Annotated in this window: 25 protein-coding genes and 1 tRNA gene; 18 read left to right on the top strand and 8 right to left on the bottom strand. The window is 53.3% G+C overall.

The window, feature by feature from the left end; translation table 11 throughout:
• Nucleotides 1-34 precede the first annotated feature (34 nt).
• On the top strand, nt 35-706 hold the full coding sequence (locus tag HWX74_RS15895; RefSeq protein WP_176014474.1) for a type 1 glutamine amidotransferase domain-containing protein: 672 nt from the start codon (nt 35-37) through the stop codon (nt 704-706).
• An 80-nt stretch (nt 707-786) separates the two neighbouring features.
• Here HWX74_RS15895 and HWX74_RS15890 read toward each other — a convergent pair whose 3' ends face one another.
• Complete coding sequence (locus tag HWX74_RS15890; RefSeq protein WP_176014473.1) at nt 787-1,335, bottom strand: GNAT family N-acetyltransferase; 549 nt, start codon at nt 1,333-1,335, stop codon at nt 787-789.
• A 253-nt stretch (nt 1,336-1,588) separates the two neighbouring features.
• Here HWX74_RS15890 and HWX74_RS15885 point away from each other — a divergent pair.
• A tRNA-Met gene (locus HWX74_RS15885) sits at nt 1,589-1,663 on the top strand.
• 757 nt (nt 1,664-2,420) lie between these two features.
• Here the strand turns inward: HWX74_RS15885 and HWX74_RS15880 are convergent.
• The 6 genes from HWX74_RS15880 to HWX74_RS15855 form a co-directional block, all read right to left on the bottom strand.
• Nucleotides 2,421-4,208 (bottom strand): ATP-dependent RecD-like DNA helicase, encoded by a 1,788-nt coding sequence (locus tag HWX74_RS15880; RefSeq protein ID WP_176014472.1) that lies wholly within the window; start codon nt 4,206-4,208, stop codon nt 2,421-2,423.
• A 211-nt stretch (nt 4,209-4,419) separates the two neighbouring features.
• The gene (locus tag HWX74_RS15875) at nt 4,420-5,682 is read right to left on the bottom strand and encodes a hypothetical protein (protein WP_176014471.1); all 1,263 of its coding nucleotides are present in this window, start codon (nt 5,680-5,682) and stop codon (nt 4,420-4,422) included.
• Nucleotides 5,683-5,961: 279 nt separating this feature from the next.
• The gene (locus HWX74_RS15870) at nt 5,962-6,936 is read right to left on the bottom strand and encodes a YaaW family protein (protein WP_176014470.1); all 975 of its coding nucleotides are present in this window, start codon (nt 6,934-6,936) and stop codon (nt 5,962-5,964) included.
• Nucleotides 6,937-7,541: 605 nt separating this feature from the next.
• Nucleotides 7,542-7,757 carry a hypothetical protein gene (locus tag HWX74_RS15865; protein WP_176014469.1) on the bottom strand — a complete coding sequence of 72 codons (216 nt, stop codon included), beginning with the start codon at nt 7,755-7,757 and terminating at the stop codon, nt 7,542-7,544.
• A complete protein-coding gene (locus HWX74_RS15860; protein WP_176014468.1) occupies nt 7,754-8,137 on the bottom strand; it encodes a hypothetical protein in 384 nt (127 codons plus the stop codon). Before HWX74_RS15860 ends, HWX74_RS15865 begins: the two co-directional genes overlap by 4 nt.
• The gene (locus HWX74_RS15855) at nt 8,061-8,354 is read right to left on the bottom strand and encodes a hypothetical protein (RefSeq protein ID WP_176014467.1); all 294 of its coding nucleotides are present in this window, start codon (nt 8,352-8,354) and stop codon (nt 8,061-8,063) included. Before HWX74_RS15855 ends, HWX74_RS15860 begins: the two co-directional genes overlap by 77 nt.
• Before the next feature lie 86 nt (nt 8,355-8,440).
• On the opposite strand from HWX74_RS15855, the gene HWX74_RS15850 reads away from it, so the two are divergent.
• The 14 genes from HWX74_RS15850 to HWX74_RS15785 all read left to right on the top strand — a co-directional run bounded on the left by HWX74_RS15850 (nt 8,441) and on the right by HWX74_RS15785 (nt 17,865).
• Nucleotides 8,441-8,653, top strand: a complete 213-nt coding sequence (locus HWX74_RS15850; protein WP_176014466.1) for a hypothetical protein — start codon at nt 8,441-8,443, stop codon at nt 8,651-8,653.
• On the top strand, nt 8,634-10,931 hold the full coding sequence (locus tag HWX74_RS15845; RefSeq protein WP_176014465.1) for a terminase gpA endonuclease subunit: 2,298 nt from the start codon (nt 8,634-8,636) through the stop codon (nt 10,929-10,931). The genes HWX74_RS15850 and HWX74_RS15845 overlap by 20 nt, the downstream gene beginning before the upstream one ends.
• A 52-nt stretch (nt 10,932-10,983) precedes the next feature.
• On the top strand, nt 10,984-11,175 hold the full coding sequence (locus HWX74_RS15840; protein WP_176014464.1) for a hypothetical protein: 192 nt from the start codon (nt 10,984-10,986) through the stop codon (nt 11,173-11,175).
• Entirely contained in the window at nt 11,172-11,501 is a 330-nt protein-coding gene (locus HWX74_RS15835; protein WP_176014463.1) for a hypothetical protein, read from the top strand. The genes HWX74_RS15840 and HWX74_RS15835 overlap by 4 nt, the downstream gene beginning before the upstream one ends.
• Nucleotides 11,502-11,510: 9 nt before the next feature.
• Nucleotides 11,511-12,575, top strand: coding sequence for a phage portal protein (locus HWX74_RS15830; RefSeq protein WP_176014462.1), 1,065 nt, complete (start codon nt 11,511-11,513; stop codon nt 12,573-12,575).
• Entirely contained in the window at nt 12,568-14,613 is a 2,046-nt protein-coding gene (locus HWX74_RS15825; RefSeq protein WP_176014461.1) for a hypothetical protein, read from the top strand. Before HWX74_RS15830 ends, HWX74_RS15825 begins: the two co-directional genes overlap by 8 nt.
• A gap of 102 nt (nt 14,614-14,715) precedes the next feature.
• Complete coding sequence (locus tag HWX74_RS15820) at nt 14,716-15,186, top strand: DUF2190 family protein (protein ID WP_176014460.1); 471 nt, start codon at nt 14,716-14,718, stop codon at nt 15,184-15,186.
• A gap of 54 nt (nt 15,187-15,240) precedes the next feature.
• Nucleotides 15,241-15,534 carry a hypothetical protein gene (locus HWX74_RS15815; RefSeq protein ID WP_176014459.1) on the top strand — a complete coding sequence of 98 codons (294 nt, stop codon included), beginning with the start codon at nt 15,241-15,243 and terminating at the stop codon, nt 15,532-15,534.
• 56 nt (nt 15,535-15,590) lie between these two features.
• Entirely contained in the window at nt 15,591-15,764 is a 174-nt protein-coding gene (locus HWX74_RS15810) for a hypothetical protein (RefSeq protein WP_176014458.1), read from the top strand.
• A 71-nt stretch (nt 15,765-15,835) separates the two neighbouring features.
• Complete coding sequence (locus HWX74_RS15805; RefSeq protein ID WP_176014457.1) at nt 15,836-16,228, top strand: hypothetical protein; 393 nt, start codon at nt 15,836-15,838, stop codon at nt 16,226-16,228.
• Nucleotides 16,225-16,608, top strand: coding sequence for a hypothetical protein (locus HWX74_RS15800; protein WP_176014456.1), 384 nt, complete (start codon nt 16,225-16,227; stop codon nt 16,606-16,608). Before HWX74_RS15805 ends, HWX74_RS15800 begins: the two co-directional genes overlap by 4 nt.
• A gap of 23 nt (nt 16,609-16,631) precedes the next feature.
• Nucleotides 16,632-17,072 carry a hypothetical protein gene (locus tag HWX74_RS15795; protein ID WP_176014455.1) on the top strand — a complete coding sequence of 147 codons (441 nt, stop codon included), beginning with the start codon at nt 16,632-16,634 and terminating at the stop codon, nt 17,070-17,072.
• Between the two features lie 71 nt (nt 17,073-17,143).
• Nucleotides 17,144-17,650 carry a hypothetical protein gene (locus tag HWX74_RS15790; protein ID WP_176014454.1) on the top strand — a complete coding sequence of 169 codons (507 nt, stop codon included), beginning with the start codon at nt 17,144-17,146 and terminating at the stop codon, nt 17,648-17,650.
• A gap of 68 nt (nt 17,651-17,718) precedes the next feature.
• On the top strand, nt 17,719-17,865 hold the full coding sequence (locus tag HWX74_RS15785) for a hypothetical protein (RefSeq protein ID WP_176014453.1): 147 nt from the start codon (nt 17,719-17,721) through the stop codon (nt 17,863-17,865).
• 53 nt (nt 17,866-17,918) lie between these two features.
• Here the strand turns inward: HWX74_RS15785 and HWX74_RS20740 are convergent, their stop codons facing one another.
• Nucleotides 17,919-18,089: a helix-turn-helix domain-containing protein gene (locus tag HWX74_RS20740; RefSeq protein ID WP_368506833.1), complete on the bottom strand. Its 171-nt coding sequence runs from the start codon at nt 18,087-18,089 to the stop codon at nt 17,919-17,921.
• A gap of 292 nt (nt 18,090-18,381) precedes the next feature.
• On the opposite strand from HWX74_RS20740, the gene HWX74_RS15775 reads away from it, so the two are divergent.
• Both HWX74_RS15775 and HWX74_RS15770 read left to right on the top strand, forming a co-directional pair.
• The gene (locus HWX74_RS15775; protein ID WP_176014451.1) at nt 18,382-19,017 is read left to right on the top strand and encodes a winged helix-turn-helix domain-containing protein; all 636 of its coding nucleotides are present in this window, start codon (nt 18,382-18,384) and stop codon (nt 19,015-19,017) included.
• Nucleotides 18,906-19,421: an IS630 family transposase gene (locus tag HWX74_RS15770; protein ID WP_176014450.1), complete on the top strand. Its 516-nt coding sequence runs from the start codon at nt 18,906-18,908 to the stop codon at nt 19,419-19,421. Before HWX74_RS15775 ends, HWX74_RS15770 begins: the two co-directional genes overlap by 112 nt.
• The last annotated feature ends 10 nt before the right edge of the window (nt 19,422-19,431 follow it).

Genomic DNA, 19,431 nt, shown 5'->3' with positions numbered 1-19,431 from the left:
AAGAATGATTCATCAAAGCAGAGGAGTTGTAAAAATGAAAAAAATTCTCATCGTCGCCACCAATAACGACCGGATGGGCAATTCCGGCCATAAGACCGGCATGTGGCTGGAGGAATTCACGATTCCCTACTATCTGTGGTTCGATCATGGTTACGCTATCACGGTAGCCTCCCCGCGCGGCGGCGCGATTCCCCTTGATCCGTCCAGTCTGAAAAACAGCGATAAAAATGAATACAACCGGCGTTGCGCCGGCGAAAATCAGCGCATGCTGCACAATACGCTACCATTGGCGGACTTAAAAGCGGAAGAATTCGACGCCGTTTTTTATCCCGGTGGTCACGGTCCGCTGTGGGACTTAGCAGAGGATGCCGAAAACGCTCGCCTGCTGCGGGAATTCATCACCGAAAAGAAATTGGTTGCCGCCGTCTGCCACGGTCCGGCTGCTTTCGGTGAAAATACCAAATTATTTGCCGGCTGCAAGGCCACCTGTTTCTCCAATTACGAAGAACAATTGGTCAAACTGGATAAGCTCGTCCCCTTTTCACTGGAAGACCGGTTGCGGGCGGCGGGAATCGTCTACAGCAGCGAACTGCCCGGCCGTTCCCATGTCGTTACCGACGACGCGCTGATCACCGGCCAGAACCCGCACTCCAGCAAAGGCGTTGCACTGGCCGTCATCCAGTACTTGGACAAAGTTGTCTCCTGATACCCGGCAAACGGTTCCCCGCAACGCTGATCGCTCCGCTTCGTCGGAGCAAAACCATTTTCCGCCTTGCATTCCCGCTGTCACTCACCGGGAACAAAGCGGGCGTCGTATTCTGTCCGGGTCATCGAATAACAAACATCATCATGGATGAGACCACTGTACAATTGGCTGGCCTGCCGCAAGGTTCCTTCGTAATGAAAACCGCATTTTTCGATCACTCTGGCGGAACGGCGATTAAACGGATAGTGGTAGATCGACAATAGTTCGTAATGCCGTACCCGAAAAGCATATTCAATCACTTTTCGGGCGGCTTCGGTCGCCAGCCCCCTGCCCCAATACGGTTCATCCAACACATAGCCAAGCATCCCCGCCCGTTCATTGTTCCGCTTCCGGTCGGCATGGAGTCCGATCGAACCGATTACTTTGCCGGATATCTTTTCGACAATCGCCCACACCTCCTGCTTGTCGATAAATTCTTTCAGCCACTTGGCCGATTCGGTAATATCGGCATGCGGCTTCCAGCCGGCCGCCGGACCGACGTGCGGATTTTTGGCATAAGCATAAAGATCCGCCAAATCATTCTTCCGGAATCCTCGCAAAAATAATCTTTCCGTCTTCAGTCGTTCCATTCAAGCCACCTCACGTTCCGTATCAATATTTTTTCAAAAAGCAATTCTTTTCGCACTCCCACTGCCGTATCGCATCAATATTGCTTTGTTTTCAGCCAATTACAACGGACCGTCCATGAAAAATTCAGATTTCGCCAGCCAGTCCTTGTCAAGCAACCGCCCTCAAATCCTCATAATTCTGCCAGAAACCGGTAATTCATACTTGACAAAACCCGCAAGGCTGGTATATTCTATTTTTATACCGATTCCATGTTGCGGGGTGGAGCAGTGGTAGCTCGTCAGGCTCATAACCTGAAGGCCGTTGGTTCGATTCCAACCCCCGCTACCAATGAAATCCGCGGACTCAGTGCTGAGTCCGCTTTATTTTTGTCTTGATTACGAAGTGATTACAGCTCAATAGTCCTTGCTGGAGCTTTTGTTCTGCTTCTTGCTGATCCTGTCCGTCCCCGTCCGGATGACGGGGTTTCGGAGCCTTTGAACACTGGAAAGTGTAATCAAAGTGTAATCAAATATAGCGGGGAACGCTTCTAAAGTCAAGCCCGATTCTGAGCCTGACGAGCTGCCACTGCTCCACCCCGCGACATGAACAAGGAACATCAGCACTTTGGAAGCCTGTCAATATACCCGGCTTGGAGGCATCAAAACAGGGCATTCCCGGCTTGCGGAAGCCTGGCTGTCATGGGGAATATCGGCGGTTGGAGCATAACCCTTCCTTTATGTATGGAGTTGATTGTTTCTGAAGTCCGCTCCCGGCTATCTTCCGTAAGGAAAGCTCTGGGTCTGTACCATGATGATTACCGGAGAGCGGGGCCGTGAATGGCCCCGATCTCCGGCATAAGCTTTACGACACCATCACCAACAGGGGCGACGGTCTCTTATTCATTGAAAAGCCGGTAGTCATTGTCGCGTCCTGACCGGATTCTGGCGTTGATGGATGAACGGAATGGTATCGGCAGAGTGAAACCAGACTGCAATCTCTTGAACAGGCCGCACCGGCATCTTTGTCCATGTGTTCGCAGGCGGCAACGCTTGCCTGAAGGATAATGCCCTTGACCCGGCAAATCGGTTTCCTGATTCCAGAGCCCTTAAAACAGATAATCCTGTCGATCTTCAGTCATGGGTTCCCATTGCTTTTTGTATTTCGCAATCCTCCTGCCGACCTCCTTCAGTTCTGATTGCGTCAGGAAACCGTTGGACAAATATTGTTCTGCCAGCCCGGAAAGGGTCGGCGCATCTGCTTTATTGAAGCCGGTTCCATTCTTGCGGTTTGTCTTTCCATCGGATCTTTCCTCTCCGGTCTGATTTCGGTAGACAATCAGCAACTTGTCAATATCCGAGTGTGAGGTGATCCTTTGCTCTTCTTCGACTGAAGCGGAGAAAAGCGGAAACTCCGGCAGAGCGGGAGCCTTTGCAGACGGGAGCGTTTTTCCTTGAAGTTGCGCCAACAGCGCCATGACAGCGGCTTCATGCTCCTTCGGAATCGTCAGCGTGATCTCTTTGCGTTCCGGCTCCGGCTTTTCCAGTTGCCTGTAAAAATCAATGACCGCCGGATCAAGAATGACATCTTCCGCGTAGAGCCGGCGGTCAATCCGCAGGTTTCTGATGCTGCGGCAGCGGGAGAGCGCGGTGTAGAGCTGTCCGTGAGAAAAGCAGCCGCTTCCGAGCTTCAAAGCAACCCGTTCCAAACTCAGGCCCTGGGACTTATGCACTGTGATCGCGTAAGCGAGCTTCAAAGGAAGCTGGACGAAAGTTCCAACCTCCTTTTGCCGGATCACCTCTTTTCCGCTGATCCGATCCGTTTCCAGCTCATACTCCATATTAGTCCATTGAGTCGGCTGGATCGACACATGTTTTCCGTTATCCAGAAAGACTTGCACGGCAGGAGTCGAGGTCTGCGTGATCCCTTCAACCACCCCCACTTCACCATTCACATATTCAAATTCGCCGTCCGGGGTACGTTTGTTGTTGAGCACCATCACCCGTGCTCCTATCTTGAGCTCTAAAAGCGGAGAGGTCGGATAATCCCGTTCTTGAAACTTCCCGGTGACCACCGCCCGGAAGATGAAGTTCTCACCGGTAAGCAGACTCTTCTGAACCATGTTCAAGGTCTGCGCTTCCCGATTGGTGGTGCAAAGATAGACAGGTTCCGGTTCCAGCGGCGGCTGATTGGCACAGAGCTTCGTCAATGCTTCCAAGACATTCATTCCATCGGTCGAACCGTCCAAATGAATATCCGGGGATTCCAGTTCGCCGTGCCGGATATGATTCAGGATTAAAAGAAAAAGATTGTCGTTCTGCTGACGGTGTACCGTCTTCAGGAAGATATTGTGGAAGTTCGCCTGTCGCCACAAAGCGGTCTGGAACGCATAATACCCACCTAATTCGTGATTCAGATAGGAATCTTCCGTTTCCGTCTTTACCACAGGCGGCAGCTGGAAGAAGTCGCCGACCAGTATGAGTTGTTTCCCGCCGAACGGTTTCTGCTGACTGCCGCCACGGGCCAAAGAGCGAAGACGAAAATCAATCGCGGCAAAGATATCGCTTCGTACCATCGAAACCTCGTCGATCACAATGGTCTTGACCTTACGGATCAGCGCCCGGTGCGACTTGCTGCCGACTTCTTCTATGGAATCCGGGGTCATCAATCCCGGTTTCAGCAGGAAGAAACTGTGTAAGGTAGCACCTCCTACATTGATGGCGGCAATACCGGTCGGAGCAAGAAAGACGCACTCGCGGGTACATCGCTCCCGGAATTCCCGCAGGATAGTGGATTTCCCGGTTCCGGCCTCCCCGGTCAAAAAGACATTCTTGCCGGAAAGCATCAGGCGTAAAGCCTTCTCCTGCTCCGGACTCAGTTGTATATCTTCACTCATTTATTATTGCATGGAAGGTTGAACCGGAATCATCATCTGATACGACAAGTTACCAGGTTTCTTTTCCTGCTCACGCCTCATCCTTTCATTTGGCTGTCAGGAACCAGTAGATACAGCAGACACACATGATCAGGTATGGGAATATTCCCCACATGGGCTTCTTGAGCAGCAAGCCGACGCAAATCTCAACCTAAACCGGCTGTCATGGAAATCACTCGCAGTCCTGCTCCGGCTTGGCATCCTCTTTCTCATTCTCAATGCGTCCCAAGATGCGCGTGAGGCGTTCCGAACGGCCAGGACGAGGTACTTTCTCGTATGGCATCGTTCGGAGATACTCAGCGATACTTTCCGTGTTTTCCGGTGGGCGCTTCTCCGCAAACTGAGGCTGGTAATGAAGTAACGAAGCCCAGTTTATCCCATTCAACTCGTGCCACTTGTCACATCGGGGAGAGAACTGAGGTTGGTGTATCAAAAGATTGCTCCAATTTCGCCCATTCATCTTCAACCACCCGTTTACCTTGTCACACTCCCCGCTCAAGGTAGGTTGGCTACTCAGAACCCTCGCCCAGTCACTGCCGCTCAATTCACTCCATTTATGATATTCTTCATACTTCGAAATGAATTGTGGCTGTGCAGCCATGAGGGAGCTCCAATAGGAGATCGAGAACTCATCCCACAAGTAACAACGATCGGCAAGCTCCGGGTGTTCGGGTAACAGCTTACTCCAGGCTTCTGCGTGCAGTACCTCCAACTTGAGTTTCTCCACAAAAAGCGAGCATTTGTCGGTAAAATTATTCCAATCGCTTTCTGTGAACAACTCCCATGGGCAATGGGGTTCCAACTGAGGTTGCTGTTGTAACACAAACCCCCAAGCCCATCCCAGTAGTAACTTCATTACCCTCTGGTCAAAATAAGGATATAGTTGCGGCTGTTCCGAAACAATGAGATGCCAGAAAGAACTCAGTCCCTTCCAGTCGGAAACCTTATCTGCAAATTGCGGCTGCCTTCCCAAAAGCTCAACCCAATCACTACTGTTCAACTCATTCCATTTATCAAACCTTGAAGCGAACTGCGGTTGATTACATAGAAGCTCAGTCCAATCACTACTGAACAGCTCATTCCATTTATCAAACCTTGACGCGTACTGCGGTTGATCAGATAGAAGAACAACCCAATCATGAGGCTCCAACTCATTCCATTTATCAAACCTTGACGCGTACTGCGGTTGCTTGCTTAAAAGCTGCGCCCAGTCTCTTGCCTCAAACCAGTCCCAATGTGTGAATGATTGGAGCCATTCCGGTTCAGCGGTGAAGATGTAAACCAGCTCAGTCATGAGATCATTATCCGGACGGGAGGTGAGGTGATCAAAGTCACCGTTACGGAATGCAACCGCTACTTGTTCGATCTCTCCCAAGTAGACCGGAACCAGAACTTCTCCCCATAATAGATTCAGCTTCTCTTTGAATGTATCCATGATACTCCCTCTTGTTGTACTTCTTCGAACGTCATTTGCTCGATATTCCATTTGTTTTTTGCTAACGGGAGATAAGGCTAATGCCGTTTGGGGCCTTCCATATCCCTGTATAGCTTCCCGGTAAACAGGCAGCCTCAGAGGTCTCCATCCCGTGCGATCATGGTACCGGAAGAGCTATTTAAAACCAGATGCTTACTTCGGCGCGTTAAGCTGTTCCGGATATGCGGCCGAACTTGGCGTACGTGAGGACGGAGAGGCATTCCGTCCTCCTCAGATCACTCAGTCTGATTCTCTTTCTCTATCGTCTTCCTGGCTTGGCAGAGGAGGTAACTGCTTGCGGATGATCGCCACCAAGCGCTGTTCATCCGGGGTCAGATCGCATTTCGCAAGTTTTCTCACGATCTCCTCCCAATAGGAACGATTCACGAACGGCCGAAAGGGGTCCAGTACGAAGATTCCATACTTGTCCAGCGTTCTGACAAGATTCTTTCTGAAGAAGATCAGATCATCATCAGACTGTATGCATTCCTTCTCGCCTTTTCCGGATTCAAAGGCGATCTTCTTACGCAGCATTGCCACATACAGGACGGCTGGCGTTGTAACCCGATAGGCGGGACCGGCAATGTCTACAGCAGTCCAAATTCCAGTCAGCGCCCAGCCCACCGGTCCCACCATAATAGAAGCCGCATAGGTGATTGTAGCCATGGTGCCAAACGCCAAGCCATGTCCCAGGATGGCTTTTGCGATAGCAGAAACCAGAATCACCGTGATCTGATACGACTTGAAACCGCCTGCGCGGAACAGAGCTATTACCGCCGCAGTCAGTGCCGCCCCCTTCGCGGAGAAATGAAATGTACCGCCTGATGCTTTTAATAGTTCGCGTTTCTCTTCATCGCTCATTCGCTCCAAGGCTTTCTCCAGCACCACGCGGAGAATGGAATCTTCTATCATCTCTGCGGACTGTTTCTTGTTGTAGGGAACTTTCAACTTCGCCGCAACGTCGCAGACAATGGACTGATAGGCCGGTCCCTGGCCTCGGTAGAGATTCGCGAAGCTGTTGCCGCCGAACTCGCAGAGCTCCGCAGCGATGGCATCCGCATACATCCGGTGGTTCGGGTGGTGTTTCTTATAAGCCTCATACGCCCCCAGGGTACTCGTGAGTTGCTTTTGGAGTAAATTCACCAGGAATTCAAGGTCTTGGTTGTCCGCCATCCTGAGTACCGGACTCAGGTCCTGATCAAAGAATGCTCCCATGATTTCTGCTCTCCTCTGTGGTATTAGTGGTTTATATGCCAAGGATTATATGGAACAGTACCCCTGTGGCAGTGGCAGTTCCGGTGCGGCACGTTGGGCAGTGGAGAGGGTGAGTTCGGATATGGCATGGGCGACCTCCTTGGTTGGGAAGCGCCACAAAAAAAGAGGACGCTTCCAGTTACAATCCCTAAGGTCCCGCCAAGAACCCGTCAATAAGTGTAAAAAGAAGCGTCCGGAAGTCGAAGATGTGAAGACACAAATCGACTACCGGCGTTCTTTTCAACAGCCTTATTGACTGGGTCAAATGTACTTTCAACTTGGCGGGTTTTAGGGATACACTTGATGAAAAGAATACGGTATATCGGGAAACAGCACAGCCGTGGCAACACGGCTTATTGATACTATAACCACCTGAAAGCAATAAGTCAAGCGTGTACCGGATGCTTGTCCGGCTATTCTTTCTGCTGTCGCGCAGATCAATCTGTTTCAGGCGAATATTATTTTGGTAAGAAGCAACCTGCCGGTCGATGGTTGACCGGCAAGGCTGCTTTTCACTTTCTTTGCCTGAAACGACTTTCCGACGTGATAATTACAACGATCCAGTCCTATTTACCGGCAAACGCCTCTTCATTCTTCGTCTTCGAATCGCTCTTTCGCTTGCGGTAATAGTTCCGGACGCTCTTATCGCCCTCGTTATCCAGAAAGAGGCAATACGGCAGGCTGTCCGTTGTCCGGTGCTTGACGACACAGCGGCAACAGACGCCATGATTCGGACAACTCTTCTTCGGACAGGCGCATTCTTTGACATTGGCGCAACTCATATCGCAATCCCCATGGTTACAGTACACGTGAAGTAAAGTCCGATCAGCAGGAATATGATTCCGGTAATCCGCTGAGCCCAGAGTTCGAACATGGCCAGCCGGTGATATGTCCTGCCAAGCTGATTGACTCCAAATGCCAGCAGAAAAGCAAAGAACAAAACCGGCAAACCGGTTGCCGTTCCGTAGATCGCGGGCAGCAACAGCCCGGAGTTGAACTTGATCGCCAGCGGGAGCAGGCTCCCGAAGAAGAGAGCCGCCGAAGTACCATTGCGACCAGAATCAGCAGCGGCCCCATCAGGAGATTCATATACTTTTGCAGCAGATGGGAAAGAGCACGCGGTCGCGCGGCTGGGTGCGGAAATAGGCGATGCACGCTTCAAAGAGCGACAGTTTCTTCTTGGGCGTGCGGCACTCCGGCGCGGGATTTTCCGGCTCGCTCACAATCCGGTCGATCCGGCTGACTTCAAACTCTTTGCCGCTGGACTGGCTTCGGACGCGCCAACCGTGTTCGAGGATCTCGGTAACTTCGACGGTAACGAGGTGTCGTCCGATTTTTACTTCGGCGACAGCTCCGACACAGATGCTTTCTTCACACATAACAGGCTCCTTTCGTTGAGGTTAGCCATACATAAGCATGGAGTTTTCACTAATCCACCAAACTATTCAAGATAAAGGAATTATATATGGAAGATTCTTTGAAGCTGACCGCGCTTCCGCGCGAAAAGCTCATTCTTCTGCTGACGCAGGCGGGGTCGCGCACCATTTCCGACGGCGTCCTTGCCGCCGACGTGGAAGCCGGCGCGCCGCAGAATCCCGACGGTACCTTCAATTTGATCCAATACGCCGCGTGGCTGGCGAAGCAGAATGGAGGCGGAGATGCCAATCAATCCGAGTAGTATGCGCGTGGTGGATGTGGCGCGGCTGTTGAACTCCACCGATTACGGCTTTGTGCTGTCGCAGGGACAGCTTTACCGCGACTTCAACCGCGCCGGATGCCGCATTGCCGCCACCGACAATCCGCGCAACATCAATCTTTTGAAATACATCGCGCATCTTTGCGACGAACTGCACGCTCCAGCAGTGACTGCCGGCGCACGCTCCTACGATGAACGCCGTGAAGCGGAACGGGCGCGACAGGCGGAACAGTCCGTAAGCGGGCGCGACATCGGCGCTCTGCCGGACGTGGCGAATGGTGAACGCAAAGCGGCGGGCGAGAAAAATTTCCGCTTTTTCTGCGAATCCTATTTTCCCGAAGTCTTTCATCTCTCCTGGTCGCCGGATCACCTGAAAGCGATTGGGAAAATTGAAACCGCGGTTCTGCAGGGTGGATTGTTCGCGCTTGCCATGCCTCGCGGTTCGGGTAAATCGACGCTCGCGGAAGCGGCGTGTTTGTGGGCGATGCTTTACGGGCACCGCGAGTTTGTGACCCTGATCGGGGCGACGGAATCGGCAGCACTGGAAATGCTCGACTCAATCAAAACCGAACTCGAAGTCAACGAACTATTGGAACAGGATTTTCCTGAAGTCATCTACCCCATCAAAGCGCTGGAAGGGATTGCCAACCGGTGCGCCGGTCAGCTCTACAAGGGCGAACGCACCCGCATTTCGTGGACGTCTGGCGAGATTGTCCTGCCGACCATCGCCGGAAGCCGTGCGTCCGGCGCGGTAGTGCGGGTTTCCGGCATCACGGGGCGAATCCGCGGAATGAAGTTCAAAAAGCAGGACGGGCGTACCATCCGCCCCAGTTTGGTCATTATCGACGACCCGCAGACGAGTGAAAGCGCCGGCAGTTTGGAGCAGACCCGCAAGCGTGTCCGTGTGCTTGCCGGCGACATCCTTGGTCTTTCCGGACCCGGTGAAAAAATATCGGGCATCATGCCGTGTACCATTATCCGACCCGGTGATATGGCGGAGCAGATTCTCTCCAAAGAAAAATACCCCGAATGGAACGGCGAACGCACCCAGATGCTTTACGAGCTCCCGAAGAACACCAAACTTTGGGAGGAATATGCAGAAATCCGCGCCGAATCTCTGCGTACCGAGGGGAATATCCAGGCGGCGACGGACTTCTACGCCGCCCACCGCGAAGCGATGGATACCGGCGCCCTTGTCGCGTGGGAGGAGCGCTTCAACCACGATGAAATCTCCGCCGTCCAACACGCGATGAACCTCAACCTGCAGGATGAAGTGGCGTTCTGGAGCAAATACCAGAATGAGCCATTGCCGGAGAATTTGGGAAGCGAAGAACAGCTCTCCATTGATCTGGTGATCCACAAACTCAACGGGCGCAAAACACATGAAATCCCCGTCGGCTGTAATCACTTGACCATGTTCATCGACATTCAGAAAGTGCTGTTGTTTTACACCGTCTGCGCGTGGGAGGATGATTTTACCGGCTATGTGGTCGATTACGGCGCGTATCCCGATCAGCGACGGCGCTATTTCTCGCTTGCGGATGCCACTCCGATGCTTCAAAGCACATTCCCGCGCGCCGGTTTGGAGGGGGCGATTTATTCCGGCTTGGAGGCGCTGACCAGTCAGTATCTTGCCATGGAGTTCCGGCGCGACGACGGCGCGGCAATGAAGATTTCCAAGTGCCTGATCGACGCCAACTGGGGTGCCAGCACCGAGGTGGTTTACCAGTTCTGCCGCCAGTCGCCCTTTGCCGGAATCGTGATTCCGAGCCATGGGCGCTACATCGGGGCAAGCTCCAAACCGATGAGCGAATACAAGAAGACCGCCGGCGACCGCGTCGGGCACAACTGGCGCATTCCCAATGTGGCTGGCAGGTGTGGGGTGCGGCATGTGGTTTTCGACGCGAATTACTGGAAAACCTTCATTCACGCCCGCTTCATGGTTTCAATGGGCGACCGCGGCTGTTTGAGTTTGTGGGGGCGCGAACCGGAGCGGCATCTGCTGTTTGCCGAGCACATGACCAGCGAATACCGCGTCCGCACCGAGGGGCGCGGGCGAAGCGTGGACGAGTGGAAACTTCGCCCCGAATCCAACGACAATCACTGGTTTGACGGTATTGTCGGCTGTGCTGTGGCTGGCTCCATGTCGGGCGCAGTCCTGCCGGGAACCGATACGCCGTGGAGTGCGCCGCGCGCAAAAATCCGCCTTTCCGAGCTCCAGAAGAAAAAAGTTGAAAAAAAGTCGGAAAAATTACGATGAAATGCCCGATTCTCGTGAATGTACTAGGCAGAACATTTCAGGAGAAAAAGAGATGAACGACGATACGGAGAAATTGAAAGCCAAAGGCGATTCGCCCAAGTCCGCCGAAATTGACAACCAAAAGATCGAACAGCATACGCTGAAAGACCAGATCGCGCTTGACCGCTACATTTCGGCAAAGCAGGCGACGCGGCGGGGCTTGGGCGTGAAGATCAGCAAAATGCACGCAGGAGGCGCACAATGAAAAACTTCCTGCCGGCGATTTTCCGCCCCAAGGCGCCCCGCGCTCCTCTGAAGTTTGTGCGCGGTCGCTTTGATGCCGCGTCAACCAACCCCGACAATGCGCGCCATTGGAGCAGTGCCGAATTCCTGAGCGCCGACGCCGAGGCAAGTTCCGACGTGCGCCGCATTCTGCGAACCCGTGCCCGCTACGAAATCAACAACAACTCCTACGCCCGCGGCATTGTGCTGACGCTTGCCAACGACAGCGTGGGAACCGGTCCGCGGCTTCAGCTCTTGAGCGATGACGAACCGTTGAACCGGAGTGTGGAAACTGATTTTCACAACTAGGCGCAGGTGGTGCGTCTGGCGGAAAAACTCCGCACGCTCCGCATGGCGCGCTGTCAGGACGGCGAAGGTTTTGTGCTTCTGGCGCAGAATCCGAATTTGAAGTATGATTTGGTGAAGCTGGATTTGCAGTTGATCGAAGCCGACCGGGTTACGGACGAACAATTCAACAGCGATCCCAACTGCATTGACGGCATCACCGTTGACCGTTTCGGCAATCCGGCAGGCTATCGGGTGTTGAAACACCACCCCGGCGGCGATTCGTTCGGGTATGAAACCATGCAGATTCCGGCGGAGAATATGATTCACATTTTCCGCGCCGACCGCCCCGAACAACACCGCGGCATCCCGGAAATCACGCCGGCTCTACCGCTCTTCGCCCAGCTTCGCCGCTTTACCTTGGCGGTACTTGCCGCCGCCGAAGCCGCCGCGGACTTTGCCGGCATCCTCTACACCGACGCTCCGGCGAACGGCGAAGCGGATTCTGTGGAGCCTCTGGATCACATCCAACTGGAGCGTAACATGCTCCTCACCATTCCGGGCGGCTGGAAGATGGGACAGCTCGACCCGAAACAGCCGGCGACGACCTACGCAGAGTTCAAACACGAGATTTTAAATGAAATTGCCCGTTGTTTGAACATGCCGTACAACATCGCCGCCGGCAATTCGAGCGGCTACAATTACGCATCAGGCAGGCTTGACCACCAGACTTATTACAAAAGCATCCGTGTGGATCAATCCTTTACCGCCGGCGCGGTACTTGACCGGATTTTCCAGGCGTGGCTCCGCGAATACCGCCTTGCCAAAGCGATCGAAATCGACGAGCTGGAAATCCCGCACACCTGGTTCTGGGACGGCGTGGAGCACGTCGATCCGCAGAAGGAGGCAACGGCGCAGGAAATACGGTTGCGCAACCGCACCACGACGCTTGCCGTCGAGTACGCCAAGCAGGGCAAGGACTGGGAAAGCGAGCTTCGACAGATTGCCAAAGAAGAAGCATTGATGAAAACCTTGGGCATCACGCCCGCCGAAGCACAAATTGCTCCGGCGCAACAGAAAGAGGAATCAGATGAATGAATTTGTCCTGATCGAAGCCGCGGGAAGCCGCCCGAAAGTCAACGGGCTGGCGTATTCCGGCGGCAAAATGAAACTCCCCGGCTGGAAGCATCCGGTAGTGGTAGACCTTGCCGGAATGAGCATCCCTGAAAGCGTGCCGTTGCTCACCAATCACGAAAACCACACTTCCAGCCGGGTCGGTCTGGTTCATGCCGCCGTCGCGGAAAACCAGCTCACCATCTCCGGCGAAATCGTCGCGGAGGGCGATAAAGCCGACGGCATTGTCGCACAGGCGAAAGCCGGTGCCGACTGGCAACTCTCCATCGGAGCGGAAGTCGAAGACGCCGAGCTGGTGCAGGGCAAACGTCCGGTCAACGGCATCGAACATGCCGGACCCTTTTACCACATCAAAAAATCGACGCTCCGGGAAGTATCGGTCGTCGCAGTCGGGGCGGATTCCTCCACCCAGATGAAAGTTACCGCACAATTTAAACTCAAAAATACCTCTCTCGAAGTCACGAGTACGGCAAAGCCGCACGGAATGATGGAGAGCGGGGTCCCCGAAAAGTACCCGAAGCTTTTTGCAACGCAAAAAGACCCGAGCTCCGTGAGCGAGGGTGGCAACTTTTTGGGGCAACTCAAAGGAGAAATGATTCAGATGAATGAAACCGAAACAAAAATCGAAGCCGCGCCGGAAGTCCAGGCAACTGCGGCAGTGCCGGCTCCCGCCCCCGACACGGCGAACGCCGCCATGCAGTCCGAACGGGAGCGCGTGCTCAAAATCCACACGCTCTGCAACGGCGAATTTCCCGAAGTCGAGGCAAAAGCCATCACCGATGGCTGGGATGCCGCCACCGCGTCGGAGCACATCCTTGCCGCCTACCGCGCCAAACAACCAAGTGCCGATGTCAACATCGTCGTCAAAACCGATGCTCCCGCCACCCGCAAAACTTTGGAGGCGGCTATGTGTTTGCGTGCGGGCATTGCTGAAGATGTGATGCTCAAAGCCTACGGCGAACAGACTCTTGAAGCCGCGATGCCGGACATGGATATGCCGCTCAAGAACCTGATGCTTGAATGTATGTGCATTGAGGGAATGAGCGTGCCCCGGAGCTTCGACAATGCGGCGATTCAGGCGGCGTTCTCGACCGTGAGCCTGCCCGGAATCCTCTCCAACGTCGACAACAAGAAGCTGTTGCAAAGCTACGAAGCACAGCCGATTACCGCATTGAAACTCTGCTCCACCGGTGATTTGAATGACTTTAAGGAGAATGACCGCTTTCGCCTGACCGATGTCGGAGACCTCCTGCCGGTCGCCCCCGACGGAGAAATCAAGGACGGCGGCTTGATCGAAGAAGGCGCGAAAAATCAGCTCGACACCTATGGGAAAAAGTTCTGCCTGACCCGCCGCATGATCATCAACGACGATCTGGGCGCGTTCATGAAAGTCCCCGTCGCCATGGGCAACCGCGCGGCGCGGCTGATCGACCAGCTCTTTTTCAGCCGCCTTTTGGCAAATCCGGTTCAGGCGGACGGGAAAAATCTTTTCCACAACGCCCACAAGAACCTGCTCGGCGGCGCCGCAAGCACACTCTCCGGCGACAGCCTCAAAAAGGCGATTCAGATGTATCTCGACCAAATTGACGGCGACAATCAACCGATCAGTGTGGAACCGCGCTACTTGGTGGTACCGACTTCGCTCAAGTATCTCGCCATTGAGCTGACGCGCGGCGCGACGCTCATCATGTCCGGCAGCACCGAAAACACCGTCCGTCCCTCCGTGAATGTGCTTGCCGACGAAAATTTGCAGGTGGTAAGTTCCCCGTATCTTGCCAACAGCGCGTATCCGGGCGCCAGTGCCAATTCGTGGTATCTCTTTGGCGCGCCGGGACAGGTGGATACGTTTGAGATCGGCTATCTCAAAGGCAAGCGCACCCCGACCGTGGAGCGCGGCGACCTTGATTTCAACGTGCTCGGCATGTGGTTCCGCGTCTATTTCGACGTCGGCGTGCGCGAACAGGATCACCGCGGCATGCTCAAAGCCAACGGCGCCGCCTGAGTCTTGGTTTGAAGATGTGGGGTTTGAGGTTTGAAAAACTTCCGACTCCACGCCAAATCTTCCAAACCTCAAATCTCAAACCTATAAAATTCGGAGAATTTTATGATGTACGCGAAATATGTGCAGAAGGGCGATTCGATTGATTATCGCCCGAATGAAGCCGTTGCCGCCGGCGATGTGATTGTCCTTGCCGATCTCGTTGGCATTGCCAGACTTGACATCGAAGCGGGAACGCTCGGTAGTCTTGCTGTGGTCGGTGTGTTTGATGTGGTCAAAGCTGCCGGGGCGATCCCGTCCGGTTCGACGCTTTACTGGGATGCCGGAGCAAAACAAGCGACGCTGTTTTCTGCGTCCAATCATTATCTCGGTAAAGCGATTGCCGATGTGGAGGCGGGGGATGAATCGGTGCGTGTGCTTTTGAATGCGCCGATTGCGTCGGGGGGCTCTTCTTCCACGCCGGCGGTGGGAATGATTCCCAATATTGTGGACAATTCCGGCAGCTCTGCCTTCCAACATCATTCCGGCATTGACCGATTTGGGCACGCGCGATGCCGTTGCGTCACTCAGCAGTAAACTCAATGAAATTCTGACGGCACTTCGGTCTTACGGCATTCTTGCGGAGCAATAATGGGACCCCTGAAACAGGCATCGGAATGGTTGGAGTACCAGCGTTTGCAGGAGCTTTCCGTTCCCGCCCTCTATGTGCGTCGGAGCGGCGAAAGAATCAAGGTCAATGTGACGCGTGGAAAAACATTGTTCCGGGCAGAAAATGAATATGGAGTCACAATTCGCACCGAAAGCCGTGATTTCCTGATCGCCGGTTCGGAACTGCAAAACAATCCCGAACGCGGAGATGCCGTCATCTATGACGGTGTCCGTTACGAGGTGCTCGCCCCCAACGGCGAATCGGTTTGGCGCTGATGCGGGACATATCACTGGACACGTCGTGTTCATACAAAAGAGATGGGAGATATTTGATGGCAAATGGAGATAATCCCGATCATCGCGACATCTGGGACAACCTCAATCAGGCACGTCTTGATATTGCAGAATTGCGCGGGATGCTGAATATGCATTTCAAGGCAAGTGAGCATCACCATCCACCCTGTAAACCCGCCGCTGATATGCAAAAAACGATGATGTCGGCGTAGGGCGCGGCGTTGATTGCACTTTTAGCCGCCATCGGAAATATTGTGATTGCATTGATACGGAGGTAACACAGATGAGTGAAGTTTTGAAGATAGCGGAAGCCGTTGCCGATCAACTCGCTGAATATCAGGCGGAAGTCCAGTTTGCACCAGAATTTGAACTGCGCGATCTGGAGGAGATGAGAGTGGTGGTGGTGCCGTTGTCAACGGAGTACAAGACACTTTCCCGTGCCAATCACGAGGAGCTGTTGAAGGTGCAGATCGGCATTTTGAAACGGGCAACCGAAGATGATTTGACGGAACTCCTGCGCTTCACCGAGAAACTGGGGCTGGATTTTCTGAACCAGAAAATTTTGGACGCGACGTGTCTGGTGGTTGCCTACAACCCCATTTACAGTGCCGATCATCTGCGCGAGCGGAACCAATTCACCAGCGTTATTGAGTTGACCTTCAAGAAGATCAAATGAAGTGCCGGATTGAATTCGCCGAACGCTGGATTCTGCTCGCGGTTCAGCGCGGAAACAACACGGCTCTCTGCCGTGCCGGAGCCTATATCCGCAAAGCGGCGCGCAACCAAGTTTCCACTTCCGAACATGCCTCCGCTCCCGGCGCTCCACCCAATACCCGGCGCGGCTTGTTGAAAAACTCGCTTCTCTTCGGAGTGGAGAAAAAACGGCAGTCGGTGGTGATTGGTCCAGCGGCGTCCATGATCGGCACGGCGATGACCGCACACGAATTCGGCGGCAAATACCGCAAACGCCGCTACCCCAAACGCCCGCCGATGGCGCCGACTTTGGAACGGACGGCAAGCAAACTCCCATCCTTATGGGAAAAATCAGTTCGATGAACCACAGGTTTGAGATGTGAGCAATGAAGTTTGAATTGCATTATCTCACGGCTCAACCCCAAAACCCCAAACCTCAAACCCCAAACCTCATAAAATTGGAGATTTTATCTATGGCAATTGTACTTGGCTTGGATGCCAAACTTCTGCGCGGAACCGCCGGGACGACCGGCGCGACGGAGGTCAAAAACGTCAAAGATTTGACCTTGAATCTTGAGTCGGGCGAAGCCGATGTCACCACGCGGGCGACCAAAGGCTGGCGTGCTTCCGTGGCGGCATTGAAAGAAGCATCGCTTGAATTTGCGATTCTTTACGACACGGAGGATGCCGATTTTCAGGCGTTTCAGGCGGCGTATTTCGGCAATACCGCGCTGTCGCTCTTTGTGACGGACGGCGCGGGCGGCGCTTGGATGCCGACTGGTCGATCACCGGATTTTCGATTGAACAGCCTTTGGAAGAGGCGTTGAGCGTGAACGTTACAGTGAAACCCACCGCCTCCACCCGCGCCCCGCAGTGGAAATAAAATTTGGAGGAAAAGATGAAGTCATTTACTGACAACACCGGGCGCGCCTGGATTATCAATGTCAATGTCGGGACAATCAAGCGGGTGCGCGCCCTATGCGGTGTGGATCTCGCCAACATCATCACGCTGGAACCGGGCAAAACGCCCAAGGTCGATCTGCTGGAACGGCTTGCCAGCGATCCCGTCCTGCTGGTCGATGTGCTTTACGCCGTGTGCAAATCGGAGGCCGACGCCAAAAATGTCTCCGACGAAGAGTTCGGGCGGGCGATGGCAGGCGATGCGATTGAATTGGCGACTTCCGCTCTGCTGGACGAGATCATTGATTTTTTCCCCGAAGTGAAGCGTCGGGTATTTCAAAAGATTCTGGCGGCTACCCGGCGCTTCGAAGCGAAAGGTAAACAGGCGCTGACAGCGTTGCTGGACGACCCGGCACTGGACGGCAAAATCGACGATGCGCTCGAAGCATTGACGAAATCATCCTCGAACTCGCCGGAATCGCCGGAGTCAATCCCGATCCCCTGACGCTCCGGGAGCTTGCCGCGTTAGCGGAGGCGCGCGGCAGGTTCGAGTGGGAGCAGACCGCAAGTCTGATGGCGCTGGTGGTGAATTTAGTCCGCAACCCCAAGAAGAGTAAACCGGCGAAATCCGCCGACTTCAATCCCTACTGCATTAAGCCGAAAACGGTGATCAAAGCACCGTTGACGGTGCTGAGGGATGTGTTTTGCACAAAAAAATGAATCTGCCTACCTCGCATAAGAAATTAGGCAGATTCATGATTTAATCGAGCAGATTACGGGAAAAACTTTTCCGGAGTTTCGCCCAACGCCGTGCCAAATTTTGTCGCGGCTTTCATAGTCAACTTGCGCTTTCCAGTCTCGTAGTCGCTGATCATAACCTGCGAAATACCGGAACGTTCCGCTAAATCGCTCTGTGTCAGATCATGCTTGAGCCGGAAACCCATAAGCAGAGAGCCGGGAGTAACCTGCGTTTTCCAGTAATCCGTGTCCCGGACGTTTACCAGACGTTCGTCGTCCTCGTCCGCGCACAGAATCTCCACGGAAAACTGTTTTTTGAGATACTGACGGCCCCGTCGCCATTAATCGAAATCTCAGTATGGGGCGTTTTCACGACTGCCAACATAGTACACCTCGATTGTTAAATTTCCGTTTTCATTTGTCCAACACGCAACATAACTGTATAGATTCGGCAATTAACATACGTGCAATATTTACTTGAGGGTGTATATTATCATCATGGAACCTCAAGATGCCCGAAAACTCGATAAGGTCGCTCTTGAAGAGCGGCGCAAGCAGGCCGTGAGATTGTATCAAAGCGGCAAATGTAATAATTGTACAGAAATCGGAAAAATCGTCGGAGCGCACCGCAACACGGTGGGCAAGTGGATAAGCAGGTGGAAAAAAAGCGGCTTGCCTGCTTTGAAAGTAAAGAAATGCGGTCGTCCAGTCGGTTTTGGACGCCGTCTGCTTCCGCATGAAGAGAGTAAGATACGGAAAGATTTGGTCGATCATTGTCCGGATCAGTTAAGATTGCCATTTGCGCTCTGGACTCGTCAGGCGGTACGGTTGCACATCAAAATTTCCTTTGGAATCGAAATACCAGTCCGAACCATGGGGGAGTACTTGAAACGCTGGGGATTTACGCCGCAAAAACCAGTTAAGAAAGCTTATCAGCGCAATGAGGCGCACGTTCAAAAATGGCTGATTGAGGAGTATCCCCGAATCAAAAAGCTGGCAAAATCAGAAGATGCGGATATCTTTTGGGGGATGAAACAGGAATTCGCAATGACGAGGCCAAGGGCCGCAGTTATGCACCGAAAGGCAACACCCCGGTGCAAGCAGTCAATCCGGTACGCGAACAAGTTAATATGATCAGCGCGATTACCAACCAGGGGAAAACTCATTTCATGTTTTACAGCGAAACGATGACGGCTCAACTCCTGATCCAATTCATGGAACGTCTGATTCGTCAAAATGAGCGGAAAGTGTATTTGATTCTGGATAACCTGCAGGTTCACCACAGCAAAACGTTGACTGGTTTTCTGCAGGAAAACGCGGCTTTCATCAAGTTATTTTTCTTGCCGAGCTACAGTCCCGACCTGAACCCGGATGAATATCTCAACCGCGACTTGAAATCAAATCTGAGCAACAAGCCCTTGGGGCGCGCCAAAGGAAAAATAACCGAACATGCCAAGCAACATATGGAAATGATAGCTGAACAGCCGAAACGAATCAAGAAATTATTCCATTCCAAGACTGTTTTATATGCAAGTTAGTTAGTTGCCG

This window comes from Victivallis sp. Marseille-Q1083, assembly GCF_903645315.1.
Classification (GTDB): Bacteria; Verrucomicrobiota; Lentisphaeria; order Victivallales; family Victivallaceae; genus UMGS1518.
The sequence above is the reverse complement of the archived record's forward strand: the minus strand, read 5'-3'. Positions and strand labels throughout refer to the sequence as shown.

Bases quoted from the DNA above. Each gene is read 5' to 3' on its own strand.
- HWX74_RS15895 (WP_176014474.1), top strand. From the start codon at position 35: ATGAAAAAAATTCTCATCGTCGCCACCAATAACGACCGGATGGGCAAT.
- HWX74_RS15890 (WP_176014473.1), bottom strand. From the start codon at position 1,335: ATGGAACGACTGAAGACGGAAAGATTATTTTTGCGAGGATTCCGGAAG.
- HWX74_RS15880 (WP_176014472.1), bottom strand. From the start codon at position 4,208: ATGAGTGAAGATATACAACTGAGTCCGGAGCAGGAGAAGGCTTTACGC.
- HWX74_RS15875 (WP_176014471.1), bottom strand. From the start codon at position 5,682: ATGGATACATTCAAAGAGAAGCTGAATCTATTATGGGGAGAAGTTCTG.
- HWX74_RS15870 (WP_176014470.1), bottom strand. From the start codon at position 6,936: ATGGGAGCATTCTTTGATCAGGACCTGAGTCCGGTACTCAGGATGGCG.
- HWX74_RS15865 (WP_176014469.1), bottom strand. From the start codon at position 7,757: ATGAGTTGCGCCAATGTCAAAGAATGCGCCTGTCCGAAGAAGAGTTGT.
- HWX74_RS15855 (WP_176014467.1), bottom strand. From the start codon at position 8,354: ATGTGTGAAGAAAGCATCTGTGTCGGAGCTGTCGCCGAAGTAAAAATC.
- HWX74_RS15850 (WP_176014466.1), top strand. From the start codon at position 8,441: ATGGAAGATTCTTTGAAGCTGACCGCGCTTCCGCGCGAAAAGCTCATT.
- HWX74_RS15845 (WP_176014465.1), top strand. From the start codon at position 8,634: ATGCCAATCAATCCGAGTAGTATGCGCGTGGTGGATGTGGCGCGGCTG.
- HWX74_RS15840 (WP_176014464.1), top strand. From the start codon at position 10,984: ATGAACGACGATACGGAGAAATTGAAAGCCAAAGGCGATTCGCCCAAG.
- HWX74_RS15835 (WP_176014463.1), top strand. From the start codon at position 11,172: ATGAAAAACTTCCTGCCGGCGATTTTCCGCCCCAAGGCGCCCCGCGCT.
- HWX74_RS15825 (WP_176014461.1), top strand. From the start codon at position 12,568: ATGAATGAATTTGTCCTGATCGAAGCCGCGGGAAGCCGCCCGAAAGTC.
- HWX74_RS15820 (WP_176014460.1), top strand. From the start codon at position 14,716: ATGATGTACGCGAAATATGTGCAGAAGGGCGATTCGATTGATTATCGC.
- HWX74_RS15815 (WP_176014459.1), top strand. From the start codon at position 15,241: ATGGGACCCCTGAAACAGGCATCGGAATGGTTGGAGTACCAGCGTTTG.
- HWX74_RS15810 (WP_176014458.1), top strand. From the start codon at position 15,591: ATGGCAAATGGAGATAATCCCGATCATCGCGACATCTGGGACAACCTC.
- HWX74_RS15805 (WP_176014457.1), top strand. From the start codon at position 15,836: ATGAGTGAAGTTTTGAAGATAGCGGAAGCCGTTGCCGATCAACTCGCT.
- HWX74_RS15800 (WP_176014456.1), top strand. From the start codon at position 16,225: ATGAAGTGCCGGATTGAATTCGCCGAACGCTGGATTCTGCTCGCGGTT.
- HWX74_RS15795 (WP_176014455.1), top strand. From the start codon at position 16,632: ATGAAGTTTGAATTGCATTATCTCACGGCTCAACCCCAAAACCCCAAA.
- HWX74_RS15790 (WP_176014454.1), top strand. From the start codon at position 17,144: ATGAAGTCATTTACTGACAACACCGGGCGCGCCTGGATTATCAATGTC.
- HWX74_RS15785 (WP_176014453.1), top strand. From the start codon at position 17,719: ATGGCGCTGGTGGTGAATTTAGTCCGCAACCCCAAGAAGAGTAAACCG.
- HWX74_RS20740 (WP_368506833.1), bottom strand. From the start codon at position 18,089: ATGGGTTTCCGGCTCAAGCATGATCTGACACAGAGCGATTTAGCGGAA.
- HWX74_RS15775 (WP_176014451.1), top strand. From the start codon at position 18,382: ATGGAACCTCAAGATGCCCGAAAACTCGATAAGGTCGCTCTTGAAGAG.